Below are 17,973 nucleotides of genomic sequence, written 5' to 3' on the forward strand. Positions count from 1 at the left end.
TCAAGCAGTTCCGTCGCGTCGCAACCCGCTACGACAAGCTCCTCGCCAACTTCCGCGGCTTCGTTCTGCTCGCCTCAATCGCCATCCTACTCCGCTGAAATCGTCACCACCGCCTAGCCACGCTTACTGCACCCGGATGCCCCGGGCCCGCACGAAATCGCCCCACTTGTCGCTCTCGCGGCGGAAATAGGCGTCCCAGGCCTCCATCGGCTGCGCCTCGACCGTCACGGCCATGGATTGCAGGCGCGGCTGCATCTCCGCCGCGCGGAGCGCCGCCTCGCAGGCACGGTTGAGGCGCCGCAGGACCGGCTCCGGCGTGCCGGCGGGGGCCATCATGGCGACGTGCTCGACCACCTCGAAACCGGGATAGCCAAGCTCCTGAAAGGTCGGCACCTCGGGCGTCAGGGGGCTGCGCGTGGCGGTCGTTGCGGCCAGGGCGCGCAGGTCGCCGGACTGGATGTAGGGCATCACCGCCGCTGCCGGCATGAACAGCATGCCCGCCTCCCCTGCCAGCACCGCCTGGATGGCCGGCCCGCCGCCCCGGTAGCCGATCTCGTTGACCTCGATGCCCGCCATCTGCAGGAACATCTCGGTCGCCAGGTGCGAGGTGGCGCCGACGCCGGCATTCGCATAGTCCAGCCGGTTTCCGGGCTTCTTCGCCAGGGCGATGTAGTCCGCGACAGAATGCGCGGGCGAGTTGCGGGGCACCATCATGAAGAGGGGACTGGAGACCAGCAGGCCGGCGCCGATGAAGGCGCGCCGCGGATCATAGGACAGCTGGTAGAGATGCGGCGCGATCGCATAGGTGCTGTTGGGGACGATGATGACGGTGTAGCCGTCCGGCCTGGCGCGCGCAGCCGCGGCCATGCCGATCGTGCCATTGGCCCCGCCCCGGTTGTCGACGACGAAGGCCTGGCCGAGATCGGCGGTCAGGCGCTGCGAGATGACGCGCGCGAAGGCGTCTGTCGGGCCGCCGGGCGGCCAGGGAACAATCACGGTGACGGCGCGGTTTGGCCAATCCTGCGCCTCCGCCATGGCGGGCGCGGCGAGCGCCATCGAGGCCATGACCAGTTGTCTCCTGCGGAGCATGTCCAGTTTCCTTCCCCGATGCGCCGCGCCCTTTCCCGGCCGGGCGGGGCGGCATTCCTCTGATGGGCGGTTTCGCCCGGTCGGCGCCGCAGGCCGGCCCGGATCACCGGTCAGCCACGGCCCTGCGGAAGTTGCAGCAAATGGCGCTCGCAGTCGTCCCGGCCGCGGGGGTAAACGCTGTCGCCGCACCGGCCGCCTCCGGTCATGCCATGACATCGACGAAGAAGCGGAGCGATTCCTCGGGGCGGGGGGTCAGAAGCTGGACATGGCCCGGATAGGCCACGTCCATCGGGGGCACCGCCGATCAGGCCTCGTCGAGCGAGGCGATGTAGCGCAACCCGGCCTTCTCCAGCGCCGGGCGCATGTTGTAGAGGTCGAGCCCGAGCACGCCGGCGGCGAGCTTGGCGCGCTTCTCGCCCTCGTTCGCCTGGCGCTTTTCGGCAGCGGCCAGCACCGTCTCCGCCTCGGCGCGCGGGATGACCACCACGCCGTCGTCGTCGGCCACCACCAGGTCGCCTGGATGGACCGCAACGCCGGCGCAGACCACCGGCACGTTCACCGAGCCGAGGGTCGCCTTGACCGTGCCACGGGCCGAGATGGCGCGCGACCAGACGGGGAAGCCCATTTCCCGCAGTGTCGCCACGTCGCGCACGCCGGCATCGATGACCAGGCCGCGCACGCCGCGCGCCTTCAGCGAGGTGGCGAGCAGGTCGCCGAACATGCCATCGGTGTTGTCCGTGGTGCAGGCGACGACGAGGATATCGCCGGGCTGGCACTGCTCGACGGCGACATGGATCATCCAGTTGTCGCCGGGCTGCGCGAGCACCGTCACCGCGCTGCCCACCGCCGCCGCGCCGGCCCAGGCCGGGCGCATATAGGTCTTCATCAGGTTGGGCGCGCGGCCCGAGGCCTCATGCGCGGTGGAGACGCCGAGCGGCAGGAAGCGGTCGATGGTCGTGACCGGCAGGCGCGCGACCCGGGTGACGACGACGGGCGTCATGCCAGCACCTCGGCGGCGTCGGGGAAGATGGTCTGGTAGGCCTCGCCGTAGGTCATGGCCTTGCCCGAGTTGCGGCCGCCCTGCATGCCGCGGTTCAGCGCGACGCGCTCATAGTAGTGCCAGAGGTGCTTCTGCGCGGGAAGCTGCTCGAAGGCCTTCCACTTGGTCTCCCACACCTCGGTGATGTTGAGGATGCGGTTGGGCTTGAAGCCGCACTGTTCGGGCTGGTGCGGCTCGAACTGGAAGACCTGCGGCGCGGAATAGCTGACGCCTTGCTCCGGCTTGTGGCCGGCGGCCTGGGCGATGATGCGCGCCTCCTGCGCGAAACGGGAGGCCTCCGGATGGTCCACGTTGTAGGGATCGGCCACCGCATGGGTCAGGACGAAGGAGGGCTTCACCTCGCGATAGACGTCGATCAGCCGGTCGAGCATGGCCTCGGTGAGGCGCAGCGGATAGTCGCCGGCGTCGAAGAACTCGATCTCGGCGCCCAGCACCTCGGCGGCGGCTTCGGCTTCAGCGCGGCGGGCGGCCTTGCACTTCTCCAGCGTCATGCCCTCCTGCTTCCAGGCGCCCTGGCTCTCGCCACGCTCGCCATAGGACAGGCAGACGATCTTCATGCGGTAACCCAGTTTCGCGTGCAGCGCGATGGCGCCGCCCGCCCGCCAGACGAAGTCGCCGGGATGCGCGGTGACGACGAGGCCCGATTTCTGCGTGCCGGACATGGTGCTCTCCCCTCTCAGCGTGCCCAGTAGAGGCGGTCGGGATTGTCGATCAGGATCTTGCGGCGGGCCGCCTCGTCCTCCACGGCGAGGGCCAGGAGGTCCACGAGGTCGCCGTCATTCGGCATGTCGCCGCTGATGTTGGGGTGCGGGAAGTCGGTGCCCCAGAGGGTGCGGTCCGGCGCCACCTCGGCGAGCCTGCGCGCGAAGGGCACGGCGTCGTGGAAGGGGGCGCCGGCGGAGGAGACGCGCTCCGGCCCGCAGATCTTCACCCAGGCCAGCTCGTTCCGCATCAGCTCCAGCAGGCGGCGGAAGGGCTCCTGCTCCAGCCCGTTCTTCGCCTGCACCCGGCCCATGTGGTCAATCACGAAGGGCACCCTGATGCGCGCGATGCGCTCGGCATGCTCCAGGATGTCACCGGCATCGAGGTGCAGCACCACGTGCCAGCCCAGCGGCTGGATCCTGTCCAGCACACGGTCGAACACGTCGAGGTCCGGCGTGCCGCCCAGGTGCTTGACGAAGTTGAAGCGCACGCCGCGCACGCCGCCCGCGTCCAGCTCTTCCAGGCCCTTGTCGGTGATGCTGCCATCCACGATGGCGACGCCGCGATAGGCGCCCCCGCTCTTCTGGATGGCGTCGATCATCGCCGTGTTGTCGGTGCCGTGGCAGCTCGCCTGCACGATCACCGCGCGGTCCACGCCGATGGCGGCATGGACGCGGCGGAGATCCTCCACCGGCGCGTCGGGCGGGGTATAGGCTCGGTCGGGCGCGTAGGGGAACCTGTCCGCCGGGCCGAAGACATGGCAGTGCGCGTCGCAGGCGCCGGCGGGCAGCTTGTAGGAGGGCGTCCTCGGGTTGGGGTCCGGGGCCTTGCAGGTCTTGGTGCTCATTGCTTCTCGATTCCCGCCTTCTCGATCACGTCGCGCCACTTCGCGGTCTCGGTGCGCAGGAGCTGGCTCATCGCGGCCGGCGTGCCGCCACGGGCCTCCACGCCGGCGTCGAGCAGCTTCTTGCGCACCTCGGACTCCGCCAGCGCGGCGTTCATCGCGGTGTTGAGCTTGTCGATGACGGGCTGCGGCGTCTTTCCCGGCGCGACGAGGGCGTTCCAGGAGGTCACGTCGAAGTCCTTCAGCCCCTGCTGCTGCAGGGTCGGCACATCAGGCAGGTTGGCCGCGCGCTCGGCCGAGGTGACGGCGATGGCGCGCAGCGATCCGCCGCGGATCTGCCCCATCAGCGGCGCCACGATCTCGAAGGCCACCGTCACGTCGCCGCGCAGCAGGGCGGTCAGCAACTCGGGCGTGCTGCTGAAGGGCACCGTCACCGTCTCGATGCCGGTCGCCGTCTTGAACAGCTCGGCCGCCAGGTTCTGCGTGCTGCCGACGCTGATGGTGCCGATATTGGCGTTGGGGTCCTGCTTCAGCTTCGCCAGCAGGTCCTGCACGGTCTGCACCGGCGACTTGGGCGAGACCAGCAGGGCGATGGCGAAGCTGCCCATCAGCCCGACGGGGGCGAAGTCGCGCAGCGGGTCAAAGGGCAGGGTGCGGAACAGCGAGGGGCTGATGGCATGGGCGTTGGTCGCCACCATCAGGGTGTAGCCGTCGGCGGGGGCGGTCATCAGCGCCTGGCCGGCGACGATGCCGCCGGCGCCGGGGCGGTTCTCCACCACGACGGGCTGGCCGAGCCGGTCCGACATCGCCTGGCCCACGGTGCGGGCGGTCAGGTCGGCCACGCCGCCGGCGCCGTTCGGCACCAGCAGGCGGATCGGCTGACTGGGATAGGTGCCCTGGGCGGTGGCGGCCCAGGGGATAAGGCCGGGGGCGAGTCCGGCGGCGCCGGCCAGGGCGGCCAGCCGCAGGGCCTCGCGACGTCCGAGAGACATGGATGATCCTCCTTGTTGGGCCGCATCCTCGCGGGATGCGGCCGGCCGCCTATTCGGCGGCGGCCTTGCGCTGCGTCGTGGCGGCCAGGGCGGCGAGCAGCGCGTCGAGATCGGTGGTGCGCAGCGCCTCGGCGCCCATCTCGCGGCCGCGTGCGGCGGCCCAGTCCTGCCGCTCGGCGATGGGGGCGCTCAGCAGCGGGTCCACCCCCGCCTCCTGCACCGTGCGGGCGACCTCGCGCATCTCCTCCGCCCGCCGCCTGCCATGGATGAGGGCGCGGCTGATCACGTAGCGGGCCAGGCCCCGCCAGTCCTCGTGCGGCAGGGTATCGGAGAGCGAGCGCAGCACCTCCTGCTCCACGCCATAGTGGCGCGCGGCGAGCATGCATTCGGTGGTCAGCGCCTCCAGCCCCTTCACCATGACGCTGCGGCACATCTTCACCGAGGAGGCCTTGCCGATGGGGCCGGGGAAGGGGGTCAGGTTCATGCCGAAGGGCGCCATCAGCGCCTGGAAGGCCGCGGCGTGCGGGCCGCCCAGCAGGATGGGCGAGCGCAGGCCCTTGGGCGGCACGCTGGCCATCACCGCCGCCTCGACATAGCGGCCGCCGGCCTTCTCCACCGCCTCCGCCGCCGCCTGCTTGGTGGCGGGGGAGACGGAGTTCACGTCCACCACGAAGGGCGCGTGGTCCAGCCCGCCGGCCAGCGACTGCGCCGCCGCCAGCGCCGAGCCGGCGGTGACGGGTACGAAAACCACCTCGGCCTGCGCCGCCGCCGCGGCCGCGCTGTCATGCACCGTGGCGCCGGCCGCCGCCGCCCGCTGCCGCGCCGCCGGGGCGATGTCGAAGGCGTGGATGGCCTCGGCGCCGCCGGCGCGCAGGTCACGGGCGAAGATGCCGCCCACCTCGCCGAAGCCGATGATGGCGAAGCGCGTCATGGCTGTTCCTCTCTCGCTGCTCATTCGATGCCCGGCGGCAGGCCGTCCCAGACCTCGTCCACCGTCAGCGGCCGCGGCAGCATCGCCTGCCCGTCCATGTAGCGGAGCGCCAGCTCCAGCACCGGGCGCAACGCTGCGCGGCTGGCGGGCGGCGCGCCGGGCGCGCCGGGGGGCACGGGGGCGGCGGCGGCGCGCGCCAGCCGCACCACCTCGGCCACCAGCTCGGGGCGCCGCTCCGCCAGATCCCGGGTCACGGTCAACATGTGGTTGACGGGCACCAGGTGGTGGCGCTGCCAGAAGGCCTCGGCCGCCGCCGCCGGGTCCGGGAAGACCGTGCGCAGGGCGGGGTCCTCCGGCATGTCGTTGCCGACGATCACCGCATCCAGCTCGCCGGCGCGCAGCATGGCCAGCATCTCCTGGCCAGGCTGGGCGCGCTCGGCGAAGGGCGGGTCGGCGAGGCCGGCGACATGCGCGTCCTCGAAGGTGATCCAGCGGCTCTCCTCCGGACGCGGGCCGCCGTCCTCGGCGATGATGCCGCGCAGCCACATGCCGGTGGTCTGGCTGTAGGCGCGCACGCCGATGCGCCGGCCGGCGAGGCCCGCCGGGGAGCGGATGTCGCTCTCCCTGCGGCAGAGCAGCGCCGACTGCTGGAAACGCGCCGCCAGCACCACCGGCAGCAGCACCAGCGGCCGCCCGGCTGCGCGCGCCTGCAGGAAGGTGGCGATCGCCATCTCCGAGACGTCGAAGCGCAGCTCCCGCACCATGGGCGCGAAGGCGCGGCTGATCACCGGGATGTCGGCGAAGTCGAGGCGCAGCAAAGGGGAGGCGAGGCTGCCGTCCTTCAGCGCCTTGGTGCGGGGATAGGTACCGATCGCCGCGCGCAGCACGGCGGGAACTGAGGGGTCCGGGCCGGTCATGGATCTCAGCCCGGCAGCGGGGCGTTTGCCGCCCGGTCTTGCGATGCGGTCATGGGGCGTTTCCTTCGGCTCTGCCCCAGGGCGCGCTGCGCCACCGGAGCGGAGGTCACCGCTTCCCTAACGCTGTTTCCGGCGGGGCGTCCTATTGCTTTTCTCGCGCCTCTTATCAGCACTGGTTATATCGGCGAGGCCCCGCTGCCCGATTTCGGCGACATGGGCACGCAGGCAGGCGACGAAGGCCTGGCCGGCCGCCGAGAGTGGCCGGTCGCGCGGCAGGATCAGCCCGGCCGGCCGGGGCGGCGCCGGGATGGGCAGCGGCACCACCCGCAGCGTGCCGCGCAGCAGGTCGCCCGCCATCATCAGCCGCGGCATCACCGAGATCAGGTCGGTGGCGTGCAGCATCTCCCGGATGAAGCCATAGGAGCTGGAGCGGAGGGAAGGCGTGGGCTCCAGGGCCAGCATGTCCAGCAGCATGTCGATCTCCTGGCCGACGCGCTGGCTGACGGTCGGCAGCACCAGGTCGTAGCGGCGCAGCTCCTCCAGCTTCGGGGAACCATCCCCGAAGACGGGATGGTCGGCCCGGGCGAGGATGGAGATCGGCTCCTCCCAGAGCGGCTCGCGCGAGAAGCCATCGGGCACCGCAGGCTCGTAGAGGCGGCCGACGATCAGGTCGATCTCGCCGGCCGCCAGCTTGGGCAGCAGCTCCTCCGTGCGGCCCTGCTCCAGCCGCACGCCGATGCTCGGGTGCTCCGCCTTCAGCCGCGTCAGCGCGCCGGGCAGGACAGCCGTCGCCGCCACGGGAAGGGTGCCCAGCGCCACCGTGCCGCCCTCGGGGTCGGCGACGTGATCCAGGGCCTCGTCCAGCCGGCGCAACTCGGCCAGGATGCGGCGGGCGGACTGCGCCAGGAGCGTGCCGGCCTCGGTCGGTCGCACCCCGCGCGGCAGGCGGTCGAAGAGCCGCTGCTGCAGGATGTCCTCCAGCTCGCGCAGCGTCTTGGTCAGCGCCGGCTGGCTGACGCCGATCACCGCCGCGGCCCTGAGGATGCTGCGTTGGGCGACAATCGCCTCCACCGCGCGCAGGTGGTTCAGCTTCAGGCGCTGGTCAAGGTAACGGCGGACCGTCATGGGTGCGCTCCGGGGGGGTAGCTATTCCGCCGGATTATAGCTCGGGCGGAAGAAAGAATGCGATGGCCGCGCCGCGCCGCGCATAGGCTGCCCGCGACCCGGGCAAGACCGGGCAGGAGGAAGCGAAATGAAAGCCCCTGGTCGTGCGGCGGTGACCGCATCCTTGTCGCGCCGCGCCGCGCTGGGCGGGCTGCTCACAGTGCCGGCGGCCATCGCGCTGCCGCGCCCGACGCGTGCGCAGGGCGCCTGGCCGGATCGGCCGGTGCGCATCATCGTCCCCTTCACGCCGGGCGGCTCCACCGACATCATCGCCCGCGCCCTGGCCGCCGAGCTGCAGGCGGCCTTCGGCCAGCCCTTCGTGGTGGAGAACCGCGGCGGCGCCGGCGGCACGATCGGCACCGAGGTGGCGGCCCATGCGACGCCCGACGGCTATACGCTCCTGCTCGGGCATATCGGCACGCTCGCCGTCAACCCATCCCTCTACCCGAACCTGACCTTCGACACGGTGGAGTCCTTCGCGCCCGTCACGCTGGCCGCCGTGGTGCCGAACGTGATGGTGGTGAACCCGAAGAAGGTGCCGGTCAGCAGCATCGGCGAGCTGATCGCGCTGGCGAAGCAGAAGCCGCGCGCGCTCTCCTACGGTTCCGGCGGCAATGGCTCGGCGGCGCATATCGCCATGGCCGCCTTCAACCTGGCCACCGGCGCCGAGATGGAGCACGTGCCCTATCGCGGCACCGGGCCGATGATGAACGACCTGATCAGCGGCACCATCGATCTGACCTTCACCGGCGGCCCGCCCGCCCTGCCGCCGGTGCGGGCGGGGCTGCTGCGTGCGCTCGGCGTCTCCTCGCTGCATCGCCTCGCCGGCGCGCCGGAGATCCCGACCGTTGCCGAGCAGGGCGTCCCCGGCTTCGAGGCGAACCAGTGGTACGGGCTGCTCGCGCCCGCCGGGACGCCGCGCCCGGTCATCGAGCGCCTGAATGAAGCCTCCGCCCGCGCGCTGAGCAGCGAGACGCTGCGGAAGCGCCTGGAGACCGAGGGCGCGGAGGCCTCACCCGGCACGCCGGAGGCCTTCCGCGACTTCATCATCGCGGAGCGCAAGCGCTGGGCCGAGGTGGTCCGCCGCGCCGGCCTGCGTCTGGATTGAAAAGGAGAGAACCCATGGACGTGACGGACGGCGCTGCGCCGCAGCAGCATGGCGGGCCGGCCTTCGGCCGCCGTGCGGCGCTTGGCCTGACCGGCGCGCTCGGCCTGCCCGCCGCCGCCTGGGCGGCTTTCCCGGACCCCGACAGCCCTTTACTGGTCAGAGGATGGCGGGCCGCTGTCTCTGTCCCGTCCAGCGCCGCACAACGCCGGGGTCGATGTCGAAGAGGTCAAGCATGCGGCCCAGGGTGTGGTCCACCATGTCCTCCAGCGAGCCGGGATGGGTGTAGAAGGCCGGCACCGGCGGGTAGAGGACACCGCCTGCCTCTGTGACGGCCGCCATGTTCCGGATATGGCCGAGATGGAGCGGCGTCTCGCGCAGCATCAGCACCAGACGGCGCCGCTCCTTCAGCACCACGTCGGCGGCGCGCGAGAGGAGGTTGGGCGTGACGCCGGTGGCAATCTCGGCGAGCGTCTTCACCGAGCAGGGCGCCACCACCATGCCGAGCGTGCGGAAGGAGCCGCTGGCGCAGGCGGCGCCGATGTCGTTGTAGGGATGCACCACATCCGCCAGCGCTTCGACATCGGCCTGCTTGAAGCGGGTTTCCTGCGCCAGGGTGATGAGCGCGGCCGGAGAGAGCACGAGATGCGTGCGCACCGGCGTCTCGCGCAGCAATTGCAGCAGGCGGACGCCGTAGATGGCGCCGGAGGCACCGGTGATGCCGATGATGAGGCGCGGTTCGGCGCTGCTGCTTTTCATGGCGCCTTTCCGGGCGGGATGCGGCAGGATGGGGGCATGGAGGCCCCGCTCGACCTGGAGAATGCGTTCTGGCGCTTCTGCCTGACGCTGTACGCACAGCCCGGTGTGGCACGGGACTGCCTGGCCTTGCAGGAGCGCGCGGCGGCCGATGTGCTGCTGCTGCTCTGCGCGGCCTGGCTGGGGATGCGGCGCGGGGTGGCGCTAAGGCCGGAGGATGCCGCGCGGCTGGCAATGCGGGTGGCGCCCTGGCGCGGGGCAGCGGTGCTGCCGCTGCGCAGCGTGCGCCGCGCCCTCAAGGCCTCCCCGCTGCTGGCGGAGCCGCCCGTCGCCAGCCTGCGCGCGGCGGTGGCCGAGCAGGAACTGCGGGCGGAGCAGGTGGAGGCTGCGCTGCTGTTCCAGGCCGTCCCGGCGATGCCGGCGGGCGAGGCTGGACCGGCGCTGGCACATGCCAACATGGCCGCAGCCCTGGGCCAGGATGCGCCGGAACTGGCCCGCATCGCCGCGGCGGCCGTCAGCGGCCGATGAAGCGCGGCGCGCGCTTCTCGTGGAAGGCGGCAACACCCTCGGCAAAGTCCTCCGAGGTGCGCAGGCGCGAGTAGCAATGCCCCTCCAGCTCGATGGCGGTGGCGAGGCTGGCGTCCTCGGTATCGTTCAGCAGCTTCTTGGCGGTGCGCTGGGCGAGAGGGGAGAATTCCAGCAGCTCAGCCACCAGCGCGTCCGTCGCAGCCTCCAACTCGCCGTCTGGTACCAGATCGGTGGCAATGCCCCAGTCCAGCGCCTGCTGCGCCCTGATGCGGCGCGAGCGCATGACGATGTCCTTGGTGCGGGTGATGCCGACGATCTTCTGCAGCCGCGCCGAGCCGCCGGAACCCGGAATCTGCCCGAGCTTCTGCTCCGGCAGGGCATATTCGCAGGTCTCGGAGACCAGGCGGAAATCGCAGGCCAGCGAGATTTCGAAGCCGACGCCGAAGGTGTAGCCGCGGTTGGCGACGATCACCGGCTTCGAGCAGCGCGCCGGCGCGGCGATGTTCCAGGCGAGCTTCGAGACATGCTCCGGCGAGGCCTCCATGAAGCCCTTGATGTAGCCGCCGGAAGAGAAATGCTTGCCGAGGGCGCGCAGGACGATGATGCGCACCGTCGCGTTCTCGTCCAGCGCCTCGAAGGCGTGGCGGAGCTGGTCGCGCTGCGGCATGGAGATGGTGTTGTAGGGCGGCCGGTCGAGGATGATGTCGGCGCGCGGACCATCGATCACGACACGGAAGCCGTCGAGATCGGTGAGGCGGGGATCGGTCGCGCTCATGCGGTGGGTTCCTTTGCGGCGGGGTTCGGGGCGCCGGCGGGCGTGTAGTCGCCCTCCGTCAGCTTGCGGCGCAGCAGCTTGCCGACTGGCGATCGCGGCAGTGTCTCGACGAGGACGAAGGCGCGCGGGCGCTTGAAGTTGGCGAGGCCGGATTCGCGGCAGTGCCGGTCCAGCTCGGCGGAATCGACCGGCGCGGCGCAGCGGATGAAGGCGGTGACCACCTTGCCCCAGCGCTCGTCCGGCAGGCCGACCACGGCGACCTCGGCGACGGCAGGGTGCAGCGAGAGGCAGCTCTCCACCTCGACCGGCGAGACGTTCTCGCCGCCGGTGATGATCATGTCGTCCACCCGGCCGGTGACGAAGAGATCGCCCTCAGCGTCGAAAAAGCCGGTGTCGCCGGTCATGTACCAGCCCTGGCGCAGCGCCTTGGCATCGGCGTCCGGGCGGCGCCAGTAGCCCTCGAAGGCCTCGTCGCCGGCCAACAGCGCGGCGATCTCGCCTTCCTCGCCGGGCGCGGCGGTCTCGTCGGGCGAGAGGGCGCCCAGCTTCACCACGCGCAGGTTCTGGTTCAACCCGGCGCGGCCGGCGCTGCCGGGCTTGCGCGGCGCGTCCTGGTCGATGGCGCAGGTATAGACCTCCGAACTGCCGTAGTGGTTGACGAACAGCTCGGGTTTGAACGCCTCCTGCAAGCGCTTCAGCAGCCCGTCGGTCATCGAGGCGCCGGCGAAGCCGAGCTTGCGCACCGAGGAGATGTCGGTCTGCGCAAAACGCGGATGCGCCAGCATGTCGTGGTAGAGCGTCGGCACCAGATAGAGGTTGGTGATGCGCTCGGCCTCGATCAGCGCCAGCGCGGTGGCGACGTCGAAGCGCGGCAGGCAGATGAAGGCGCCGTTGAGCAGCGCCATGGCGAGCAGCGAGCGCACGCCCATGGTGTGGTAGAGCGGCATGACGCCAAGGGTGCGCTCGCCGCGGCGATAGAGGTTCTGCGCCACATGCGCGATGGCAGCGGCGCGCTCCGCCCGGTGCCGGCGCGGCACGCCCTTGGGGCGCGAAGTGGTGCCGGAGGTGTAGAGCATCAGCGACCAGTCCTCGGCGCCCGCGCGCGGCGTGGCGTCGGGGGCGCTGGCGTCCTGGAGCTCGGCGAAGGCCAGCTCGCCCGGCAGCGCCGTGCCGAGGGTGATGCGCGGCACCGCCGGCGCGCCCTCCGCCGCACGGACGGCGGCCGCCGAGACATCCTCGAAGATAACGGCACGGATCTCGGCGTCGCGCAGACAGTAGGCGACGTCGTCGGCGGTGGCGCGCCAGTTCAGCGGCGTCAGGATCACGCCCGTGAGCTGGCAGGCCCAGTGCAGCGTCGCCGCCTCCCAGCGGTTCTGCAACAGCGTCAGCAGGCGATCGCCGTGCCGCAGTCCGAGCCGGTCCAGCGCCGCGACCAGTGCCGAAACCTGCCGGTACCAGGCGCCGTAGCTCAGGCGGGTCGGGCCATCCACGATGGCGAGCGCGCCGGGATCGCGCGTGACACTGGCGATCAGGCTGGTGCCGAGGTCAAGCATGCTCCGCGTCCTTCAGGCGTTCGGCCGCGCGCCGCGCGGCGCGCAGGATGGGGGCGTAGCCGGTGCAGCGGCAGAGATGGCCGGAAAGGTTTTCCTTGAGGTCCTGCTCGCTGGGGGAGGGGTTCTCGCGCAGCAGCGCGTCCAGGCTCATCAGGATGCCCGGCGTGCAGAAGCCGCATTGCAGCCCGTGCTCCTCGCGGAAGCATTGCTGCAGGATGGAAAGGCGGTCAGGCGTGCCGAGCCCTTCCACCGTGCGCAGCGCCGCGCCTTCCACCTGCACCGCCAGCGTCAGGCAGGCGCGCGCCGGCACGCCATCGATCTGCACGGTGCAGGCGCCGCAGACGCCGTGCTCGCAGCCGACATGCGTGCCCGTCGCGGCAAGGCTGTGGCGCAGCACGTCGGAGAGCAGCGCGCGCGGCTCGCAATCCGCCTCCACCGCCACGCCGTTCAGGATGAAGGCGACGCGGTGGCGCCGCCCGGCTGGGAGGAGTGGCATGTCAGCGCACCTCCGCGGCGGCGCGGGCAATGACGGCGCGCCCGAGGCGCCGCAGCATGGCGCGGCGATAGGCGGCGGAGGCGTGCAGGTCGTCCCGCGCCTCCAGCTCCCAGCCCAGCGCTTCCAGCGCCGCGTCCAGCTCCGGGCTGTCCAGGCCGGGCATGGCGCGGGCCACGGGCCGGTCGGCCACCCCACCCACCGCCAGCCGCACCGCGCCCTCCCGCACCCGCGCGGCGCAGGCGATGATGGCGAAGTCGCCGTGCCGCCGGCCGATCTCGGCGAAGGCATGGCCCTCGCCCGGGTGGGCGAGCGGGATGTGGATGGCCTCGATCATCTCGTCCTCCTCGCGCGCGGTGCTCATCAGGCCGGTGAAGAAGTCCTGCGCCGCGACGCGCCGGGCGCGGCGGCGCGAGCGCAGCGCCACCTCGCCCTCCAGCGCCAGCAGCAGCAGCGGCAGTTCCGCGCTGGGGTCGGCATGGGCGATGGAGCCGCAGAGCGTGCCGCGGCTGCGGGTTTGGGCATGGCCGATCCAGGGCATGGCCTCGGCCAGCAGCGGCTGCTCGGCGGCGAGCCCGGGGCGCGCCAGCAGCGCCGCCTGCCGCGCCGCGGCGCCGATGCGGAGGCTGCCCTTCTCCACGGCGACGCCGTCCAGGCCGGGGATGCGCATGATGTCCACCAGTACGCGCGGCCGGGCCAGGCGCATGTTCAGCATCGGCAGCAGCGACTGCCCGCCGGCCAGGATGCGCGCCTCCCCGCCGGCGCGGGCCAGCGCCTCCAGCGCCTCCTCCTGCGTGGCGGCGCGCAGATAGTCGAAGGCGGCGGGCTTCATGCGCGCCACCCCAGCAGGCGCCGCAACCAGGCCCGGAACCCGCGCCGCGCCGGTGCCGCGCCGCCCGCCGCATGGCGCGCCAGTGCGGCGAAGAACTGGCCGATCACCACCCGCGCCGCGCCGTCCAGCAGCCGCCCGCCGATCGCCGCGACCTTGCCGCCCACCGCCGCCTCGTAGCGATAGGCGATGCGCGTCCCGCCATCCGGCAGCGGCTCCAGCGTGACGTGCCCCTCGCCGCCGCCGCCGCCGAGCGCGCCCTCCGCCGTGCCACGCAGCGTCACGGCGCGCGGCGGCTCGGGGTCCAGCAGTTCCAGCGCGACGGTGTAGCGCCCCTTCACCGGACCGACGCCCAGCGTCACCTCGGCGCGGAAATGCGTGTCGCTCACGCGCTCCACGCTGTGCGCGCCGGGGACGATGGCGCGCAGCGTCTCCGGGTCGAAGAGGATGGCCCAGAGCTTCTCGGGGGGCGCCGCCACCTCGGCCATGCCCTCGCCGAACAGGCCGCGCTCGCCGGGCTTCGCCGCCGGGCGCGCGGCGCGGCCGGCGGGCGGCGCCTCGGCCGGCAGCAGGTGCGCGGCGAGGCGGGAGGGCGTGACAGGCAGGGTGACGTCGGCCAGCCCCAGCGCGTCGGCCACCGCATTGCCGATACAGGCCGGCGTGGACATGCAGTTGCCCTCACCGACGCCCTTGGCGCCGAGCGGCGTGAAAGGCGAGGGCGTCTCGTGATGCAGGATCACCAACTCAGGCATTTCCGTCGGCGTGGGTACGAGGTAGTCGGCGAAGGTGCCGGTCTCCAGGCTGCCGTCGCCGGCGTAGCGGTGCTCCTCGTAGAGCGCGGCGCCCAGCGCGTGAGCGAAGCCGCCGCTGACCTGCCCCTCCACCATGCCGGGATGCAGGATGCGCCCGCAGTCATGCATGGTGACGTAGCGGTCCACGCGGATGGCCAGAGTCTCCGGGTCGATCTCGACACCGCAGAAATCGAAGATGAAGCCGTGGCAGAGCGAGGAGTTCACCTCGTCCGCCTCGTTGGGCGCGGTCAGTTCCGGCGGGGTCCAGAAGGCGGTCTCGCGGATGCCGTGCTCCAGCCCCTCGGGCAGCGTGCCCGGCGCCCAATGGCTGGCCGAGGCGACGCGGGCGAAGGGCAGCGCGTTCTCCGGGTTGCCGCGCGCGCGGATCTTCCCTTCCGCGAACTCCAGCGCCCCGGCCGGCAGGTTCATCTGCGTGGCGGCGATGCGCGCCAGCTTGTCCCGCAGGCGCGTGGCGGCGATCTGCGCCGCGCCGGCCACGGCGGGGGCGAAGCGGCTGGCATAGTTGCCCGAGGCGATGGACCAGGCATCCCGCGCCGTGTCCAACTCGGTGACGACGCGCACATCCTGCGGCCGCAGCCCGAGCGCGTCGGCCACCACCTGCGCCAGCACGGTGCGGTGGCCCTGGCCCTGCGGCACCGAGGCCACCTGCACGGTGATGCCGCCCAGCGGATCGGCGCTGACCGTCGCGGTGGCCTGGGCGCCGTTCTTCGGCCCGGCGCGGCGGCGCTCGGCAGGCGTCAGCACGGTGGAGATGTAGCCCATGTTGGAGACCGAGGGCTCCACCACCGCCGCGTAGCCGATGCCGTAGTGCTTTCCCGCCGCGCGCGCGGCCTCGCGCCGGCGCAGCAGCGCGTCATGCCCGCCCTCGCGCAGGGCGCGCTCCATGGCGGTGGCGTAGTCCCCGGAATCCAGCAGCGCGCCCGTCGCGGTGCGGTAGGGGAAGGCTTCGGCGGGGACAAGGTTGCGGCGGATCACCGCCAGCGGATCGAGCCCGAGCGTGACGGCGATGCGCTGCATCAGCCGCTCCAGCGCGAAATAGACCTGCGGCCCGCCAAAGCCCCGGTTGAGCCCGGTGGGCGCCTTGTTGGTCAGCACCACGCGGTTGCGCAGGGCGACGTGGCGGATGGCATAGGCCCCCGTCATGTTGCCGTGCATGCGGTAGAGCGTGGCGGGCTCCGGCGCGCGCAGATGAGCGCCGCAATCCTCGACCTGGTCCCAGTCCAGCGCGGTGACGCGGCCATCCGCCTCCACCGCCGCCTCCAGCCGGGTGACGCGGTTGGTGGCGCAGGAGGAGGCGGCAAGATGCTCCAGCCGGTCCTCCACCCATTTCACCGGGCGGCCGGTGGCGCGCGCGGCGGCGGCCATCAGCACCATGTAGGGAAACACGCCCTGCTTGACGCCGAAGCTGCCGCCGGAATCGGGCGGCGTGCGCAGCCGCAGCCGGTTGCCCGGCACCTTCAGCGCGCGCGCGATCACCGCATGAATGCTGAAGGGGCCCTGGAAGTTGGCGAGGATGTCGTAGCCGCTCTCGGCCGCGTCGTACTGCGCCAGCACGCCATAGGTCTCGATCGGCGTGCAGGCGTTGCGGGGATAGGCGATCGCGATGCCGATGCGGTGTGGCGCGGCGGCGAAGGCGGCCTCGGGATCGCCGTAGCGGAAGCGCCGGTCGCTGGCGAGGTTGCCGCCCAGCCCCTCATGCAGCACCGGGGCCTCCGCCGCCAGCGCGGCCAGGGGGTCGAGCACCGGCGGCAGCGGCGTGACGCGCAACTCGATCAGGTCCAGCGCATCCTCGGCCACGTAGCGGTCAACCGCCACCACCACCGCGACCGGCTCGCCCATGTAGCGCAGCCGGTCGGTGGCGATCGGCCAGCACTCGACGGGCGCCCTCACGCCGACCACCAGGCTGGCGGTCATCGCCTGGATCTCGGCGCCGGTCAGCACCGCCGCGACGCCGGGCAGGGCGCGTGCCTTGCTGGTGTCGATGCTCTCGATCCGCGCATGGCCATGGCCGGAGCGCAGGATGGCGGCGTGCAGCGTGCCGGGCGGGGTGCCGAGGTCGTCGATGTAGCGGCCGCGCCCGGTGAGCAGCGCGGCATCCTCCACGCGGGGCAGGGATCGGCCGGTCCAGCCGGCGGCTTCTGCGGTGGTGTCGGGCATGTGCGCCTCAGGCCGTCTCGGCCAGCGCCGGGCGTGGCGCGGCGGGGAAGCGGATGGCGCCGGGGTGCAGCGCCAGCGTCTCGCGCAGCGCCGCCGGCTCGGTGACGCCGCCCAGCGCCATGGCGCCGCGGATCTCCTCGCGGAACAGCGCGGCCACATGGTCTGCCCCCGGCGCGCCGAGCGCCGCGCCGCCATAGAGGAAGGCGCGTCCGGCCAGCACGGCATCGGCGCCCAGCGCCAGGGCGCGCAGCACGTCGAGCCCGCAGCGCACGCCGCTGTCCAGCAGCAGCGTGGCGCGTCCGGCGACCCGGGCGGCGATGGCCGGCAGCGCGTCGATGCTGGCCGGCGCCGCGTCCGACTGCCGCCCGCCATGGTTGGAGACCAGCACGCCATCCACGCCCAGCCGCACGGCGCGCTCGGCATCCTCCGGGTGCAGGATGCCCTTGACCACCAGTGCGCGCGGCCAGGCCTCGCGGAGGCGGGCCACCGCCTCCCAGGTCAGCGGCCCGGCCATCTTGTGGTAGGTGTAGCCGGCCAGCGACGCCGTGCTGGCCGGCGCCGGGACATACGAACAGAAGTTCTCGAAGCGTGGCTGGCCGCGGCGCAGCACCTCCAGCCCCCAGCGCGGCGCACGCAGCACGTCCAGCACCGTGCGCAGGCGCGGGCGGAAGGGCACGGCGAGGCCGTTGCGCACATCGCCCTCGCGCTTCTGCCGCGCCGGCACGTCCATGGTCAGCACCAGCACATGCGCGCCGGCCCGCTCCGCCCGCCGCACCAGCTCCAGCGAGACGGCGTGGTCGTCGCCGGGCAGGCCGTAGAGCTGGAACCAGAAGACGTCCGGCGCCAGCGCCGCCAGCCGCTCGATCGGCGCGTTCGCCACGGTGGAGCTGACATAGGGAATGCGGGCGCGCTGCGCGGCGGCGGCGAGGATCTCGTCGATGCCCGGCCAGGCGAGGCCGGCGAGCCCCATCGGCGCCACGCCGACCGGCAGGGCATAGTCGCGGCCGAACAGCGTGACGCCGGTCTCGATCCGCGTGACGTCGCGCCCGTAGCGCGGCACCAGTTGCACCGCGTCCAGCGCCGCACGGTTGCGGCGCAGGCCGTGGTCGCCGCCGACGCCGCCGGCGACGAAGTCATAGGCAAAGCGCGGTATGCGGCGACGCGCCAGTTGCTCCAGGTCGGCCACGCAGGGATAGCGGCGGCGCAGCTCTGCCGCGCGACCATCCAGCCCGCCGCTGCCCCAGCTCTGCGCCGCGCCCGCCATCG

17 protein-coding genes and 1 pseudogene are annotated in these 17,973 nt (G+C 72.5%); 3 read left to right on the forward strand and 15 right to left on the reverse strand.

The window, feature by feature from the left end:
* Positions 1-98, forward strand: a pseudogene (locus QMO56_RS23915) (IS5/IS1182 family transposase); the annotation flags it as partial.
* A 25-nt stretch (positions 99-123) separates the two neighbouring features.
* On the opposite strand, the gene QMO56_RS23920 reads toward QMO56_RS23915, so the two are convergent.
* The 8 genes from QMO56_RS23920 to QMO56_RS23955 all read right to left on the reverse strand — a co-directional run bounded on the left by QMO56_RS23920 (position 124) and on the right by QMO56_RS23955 (position 7,660).
* Positions 124-1,089 (reverse strand): tripartite tricarboxylate transporter substrate binding protein, encoded by a 966-nt coding sequence (locus QMO56_RS23920; protein ID WP_283529782.1) that lies wholly within the window; start codon positions 1,087-1,089, stop codon positions 124-126.
* A gap of 304 nt (positions 1,090-1,393) precedes the next feature.
* Positions 1,394-2,089, reverse strand: a complete 696-nt coding sequence (locus tag QMO56_RS23925) for a 4-carboxy-4-hydroxy-2-oxoadipate aldolase/oxaloacetate decarboxylase (protein ID WP_283529783.1) — start codon at positions 2,087-2,089, stop codon at positions 1,394-1,396.
* Positions 2,086-2,811, reverse strand: a complete 726-nt coding sequence (locus QMO56_RS23930) for a PIG-L deacetylase family protein (protein WP_283529785.1) — start codon at positions 2,809-2,811, stop codon at positions 2,086-2,088. The genes QMO56_RS23925 and QMO56_RS23930 overlap by 4 nt, the downstream gene beginning before the upstream one ends.
* Before the next feature lie 14 nt (positions 2,812-2,825).
* A complete protein-coding gene (locus tag QMO56_RS23935; RefSeq protein ID WP_283529786.1) occupies positions 2,826-3,698 on the reverse strand; it encodes an amidohydrolase in 873 nt (290 codons plus the stop codon).
* Positions 3,695-4,687 (reverse strand): tripartite tricarboxylate transporter substrate binding protein, encoded by a 993-nt coding sequence (locus QMO56_RS23940; protein ID WP_283529787.1) that lies wholly within the window; start codon positions 4,685-4,687, stop codon positions 3,695-3,697. Before QMO56_RS23940 ends, QMO56_RS23935 begins: the two co-directional genes overlap by 4 nt.
* 49 nt (positions 4,688-4,736) lie before the next feature.
* Positions 4,737-5,618: an NAD(P)-dependent oxidoreductase gene (locus tag QMO56_RS23945; RefSeq protein WP_283529788.1), complete on the reverse strand. Its 882-nt coding sequence runs from the start codon at positions 5,616-5,618 to the stop codon at positions 4,737-4,739.
* Between the two features lie 20 nt (positions 5,619-5,638).
* On the reverse strand, positions 5,639-6,535 hold the full coding sequence (locus QMO56_RS23950) for an ABC transporter substrate-binding protein (RefSeq protein ID WP_283529789.1): 897 nt from the start codon (positions 6,533-6,535) through the stop codon (positions 5,639-5,641).
* A 117-nt stretch (positions 6,536-6,652) separates the two neighbouring features.
* Positions 6,653-7,660, reverse strand: coding sequence for a LysR substrate-binding domain-containing protein (locus QMO56_RS23955; RefSeq protein ID WP_283529790.1), 1,008 nt, complete (start codon positions 7,658-7,660; stop codon positions 6,653-6,655).
* A 127-nt stretch (positions 7,661-7,787) separates the two neighbouring features.
* Here QMO56_RS23955 and QMO56_RS23960 point away from each other — a divergent pair, with 127 nt between their 5' ends.
* Positions 7,788-8,807 (forward strand): tripartite tricarboxylate transporter substrate binding protein, encoded by a 1,020-nt coding sequence (locus QMO56_RS23960; RefSeq protein ID WP_283529791.1) that lies wholly within the window; start codon positions 7,788-7,790, stop codon positions 8,805-8,807.
* Positions 8,808-8,963: 156 nt separating this feature from the next.
* Here the strand turns inward: QMO56_RS23960 and QMO56_RS23965 are convergent, their stop codons facing one another.
* Complete coding sequence (locus QMO56_RS23965; protein WP_283529793.1) at positions 8,964-9,563, reverse strand: UbiX family flavin prenyltransferase; 600 nt, start codon at positions 9,561-9,563, stop codon at positions 8,964-8,966.
* A 36-nt stretch (positions 9,564-9,599) separates the two neighbouring features.
* Between QMO56_RS23965 and QMO56_RS23970 the strand changes: the two genes are divergently transcribed.
* Positions 9,600-10,088, forward strand: a complete 489-nt coding sequence (locus tag QMO56_RS23970; protein ID WP_283529794.1) for a TIGR02444 family protein — start codon at positions 9,600-9,602, stop codon at positions 10,086-10,088.
* Here QMO56_RS23970 and QMO56_RS23975 read toward each other — a convergent pair.
* From QMO56_RS23975 to QMO56_RS24000, 6 genes are read right to left on the reverse strand one after another with little or no spacing between them, the layout of a single operon-like run.
* Complete coding sequence (locus tag QMO56_RS23975; protein ID WP_283529795.1) at positions 10,075-10,863, reverse strand: enoyl-CoA hydratase/isomerase family protein; 789 nt, start codon at positions 10,861-10,863, stop codon at positions 10,075-10,077. The two genes, QMO56_RS23970 and QMO56_RS23975, sit on opposite strands and share 14 nt — an antisense overlap.
* Complete coding sequence (locus tag QMO56_RS23980) at positions 10,860-12,416, reverse strand: AMP-binding protein (RefSeq protein WP_283529796.1); 1,557 nt, start codon at positions 12,414-12,416, stop codon at positions 10,860-10,862. Before QMO56_RS23980 ends, QMO56_RS23975 begins: the two co-directional genes overlap by 4 nt.
* The gene (locus QMO56_RS23985) at positions 12,409-12,912 is read right to left on the reverse strand and encodes a (2Fe-2S)-binding protein (protein WP_283529797.1); all 504 of its coding nucleotides are present in this window, start codon (positions 12,910-12,912) and stop codon (positions 12,409-12,411) included. The genes QMO56_RS23980 and QMO56_RS23985 overlap by 8 nt, the downstream gene beginning before the upstream one ends.
* A 1-nt stretch (position 12,913) precedes the next feature.
* The gene (locus tag QMO56_RS23990; RefSeq protein WP_283529798.1) at positions 12,914-13,741 is read right to left on the reverse strand and encodes a xanthine dehydrogenase family protein subunit M; all 828 of its coding nucleotides are present in this window, start codon (positions 13,739-13,741) and stop codon (positions 12,914-12,916) included.
* Positions 13,738-16,707: a molybdopterin cofactor-binding domain-containing protein gene (locus QMO56_RS23995; protein ID WP_283529800.1), complete on the reverse strand. Its 2,970-nt coding sequence runs from the start codon at positions 16,705-16,707 to the stop codon at positions 13,738-13,740. The genes QMO56_RS23990 and QMO56_RS23995 overlap by 4 nt, the downstream gene beginning before the upstream one ends.
* A 7-nt stretch (positions 16,708-16,714) precedes the next feature.
* Positions 16,715-17,971: an alpha-hydroxy acid oxidase gene (locus QMO56_RS24000; protein WP_283529801.1), complete on the reverse strand. Its 1,257-nt coding sequence runs from the start codon at positions 17,969-17,971 to the stop codon at positions 16,715-16,717.
* Positions 17,972-17,973 lie beyond the last annotated feature (2 nt).

This window comes from Roseomonas sp. E05, assembly GCF_030063475.1.
Classification (GTDB): domain Bacteria; phylum Pseudomonadota; class Alphaproteobacteria; order Acetobacterales; family Acetobacteraceae; genus Pseudoroseomonas.